A 2,677-nucleotide genomic window follows, 5' to 3' on the forward strand; every position below is an offset into this window, starting at 1 on the left:
CGAAGCCCGTACCGTCGGCGCCCTCAGCGAACGCCTTGCACCGGCCGTCGAAGGCGAGGCCGCCCTGCCTCTGGAACTCGCCGAAGACCGAGGGGGTGGCCAGCACCGTGGCTCCGCTGACCAGCGCCATCGAGCACTCGCCCTGCCGCAGGGACTGCGCCGCCAGATGCAGGGCGACCAGTGACGACGAGCACGCGGTGTCCACCGTGACCGCCGGGCCCTCCAGGCCCAGCGTGTAGGCGACCCGGCCCGAGGCGACACTGACGGCGCTTCCGTTGCCGAGGTAGCCGCGCAGGTCCTCGGGCACGGACCGCAGCCGGGCCAGGTAGTCGTTGGCCCAGACGCCGGTGAAGACGCCGACCGGCTCGCCGCGGAGGGAGGACGGGTCGATCCCGGCGCGTTCGAGCGCCTCCCAGGAGGTCTCCAGCAGCAACCGCTGCTGCGGATCCATCGCCAGCGCCTCGCGCGGCGAGATCCCGAAGAACGCCGCGTCGAAGTCACCGGCTCCGTCGAGGAACCCGCCGACGCGGCCCGCGTCGCCCGGTTGCCAGCCGCGGTCGGTGGGGAACGGCGTCATCACATCGCGTCCCTCCGCGACCAGTTCCCACAGCTCCTCGGGGGTGGTGACCCCGCCGGGCAAGCGGCAGGCCATGCCGACGATCGCGATGGCGTCCCCGGCCGGGGACGCGATGACGGGCGCGGCCGGGGCAGCCGCCCGGCTGCCGCCGGTAAGGCTGTGGAGGTGGGCCGCCAGCGCGGCGGGGCTGGGGTGTTCGAAGGCCAGTGTCGCCGGGAGCTTCAGGCCGGTGAGGGCGGAGAGCCGGTTGCGCAGTTCGACGGCTGTCAGTGAGTCGAAGCCCATGTCCCTGAACGCGCGGCCCTCGGGCACCGCTTCCGCCGTTCCGTGGCCGAGGACGGCCGCGGCCTCGGCCAGGACCAGTTCGGTCAGCGCCTGGGCGCGTTCGGCGTCCGGCAGTCCGGACAGCGACACGGTCGTCCGCGCGGTCCTGCGGTCCGGCCGGACCAGTGCGCTGAGCAGCGGCGGCGTCACAGGCAGCCGGGAGGGCTCCAAATGGGCGGGCACCAGCAGCGCGTCGCCCGCGGCGAGCGCGGCGTCGAACAGGGCAAGCCCGTCCTCGACGGCCAGTGGGAGGACCCCGCCGCGCGCCATCCGGTCCAGGTCCGCCGGGGCGAACTCGCCCCGCATGTCACTGTCGCCGGACCAGGCACCCCAGGCGAGCGACTGGCCCGGCAGGCCGGCGGACTGCCGGTACTGGGCAAAGGCGTCCAGGAAGGCGTTCGCCGCCGCGTAGTTGCCCTGCCCGGGCGAGCCGAGGACGCCGGCCGCCGCTGAGAACATCACGAACGCCGACAGGTCCAGGTCCCGGGTCAGTTCGTGCAGGTGCCAGGCCGCGTCGACCTTGGGGGCGAACACGGGGGCGAGCCGGTCGGGGGTGAGCGACTCGACGAGGCCGTCGTCCAGGGCTCCGGCCGCGTGGACCACGGCGGTCAGCGGATGCCCGGCCGGGATCCCGGCCAGCGCCGCCGCGAGCGCGTCCCGGTCGGACACGTCGCAGGCGACGACCGTGACGGAGGCGTCGAGGTCCCCCAGGTCGGCCCGGCCCCGGCGCCCCAGCAGCAGGAGGTGGCGCACCCCGTGCGCGGCGACCAGGTGCCGGGCGAGTATCTGCCCGAGCACGCCGGTACCGCCGGTGATCAGCACCGTGCCGTCCGGATCCAGTGGGCGCGGCACGGTGAGGACCACCTTGCCGACATGACGGGCCTGCGCGATGTGGCGGAACGCCTGGCGCGCCGAGCGGAGATCCCACGCGCGGCGGGGCAGCGGCTTCAGCACGCCCTTCTCGAACAGGGCGACGAGTTCGTCGAGCATCGTCCTGATGCGCTCGGGCCCGGCCTCCATCACGTCGTACGCGCGGTAGGCGTCGTCGGGCAGGCCGGTGCGGATGTCGGCCTTGCCCATCTCCAGGAAGCGTCCGCCCTCGGCGAGCAGGCGCAGGGACGCGTCGGTGAACTTTCCGGCGAGGCTGTTGAGGACCACGTCGACGCCGCGCCCCCCTGTCCGGTCGCCGAAGTCGCGCTCGAAGTCGAGCGACCGGGACGAGGCGATGCGCTGTTCCTCGATGCCGGAGGCGCGCAGGACACCCCACTTGGCGGGGCCGGCCGTCGCGAACACGTCGGCTCCGAGGTGACGGGCGATCTGCACGGCCGCCATGCCCACGCCGCCGGCGGCCGAGTGGATCAGGACGGACTGCCCCGGCCGCAGCCGGGCCAGGTCGACCAGTCCGTAGTACGCGGTGAGGAAGACCGTCGGAACCGCGGCGGCCTCGGCGTACGACCAGGTGGCGGGCGTACGCCTGACCAGCCGGTGGTCGGTGACGGCGGTCGGTCCGAAAGCGTCGGTGAAGAGGCCGAACACCCGGTCGCCGACAGCGGGGTCGAGGACGTCGGGGGCGGTCTCGACCACTACCCCGGCGCCCTCGTTGCCGATGTCCGCGACCCCCGGGTAGTTGCCGAGGGCGATGAGCACGTCCCGGAAGTTGAGCCCGGCGGCGTGGACGGCGATCCGGACCTCGCCGGGGCCCAGCGGGGCCACCGCCTGCGGGGCCGGCACCATACGCAGTCCGTCGAGGGTGCCCTGTTCCGCGGCGGACAGCCG

The 2,677-nt window shown here is 74.3% G+C and carries 1 protein-coding gene; it reads right to left on the bottom strand.

Translation table 11 applies throughout. From position 1 onward, the window contains the following. Window positions 1–2,677: type I polyketide synthase (locus tag QR77_RS03250; RefSeq protein ID WP_150130544.1), on the bottom strand; the 2,677-nt coding region annotated here is incomplete at both ends.

Origin of the sequence: Streptomyces sp. 150FB, assembly GCF_000818195.1 — a bacterium.
Taxonomy (GTDB): Bacteria; Actinomycetota; Actinomycetes; order Streptomycetales; family Streptomycetaceae; genus Streptomyces.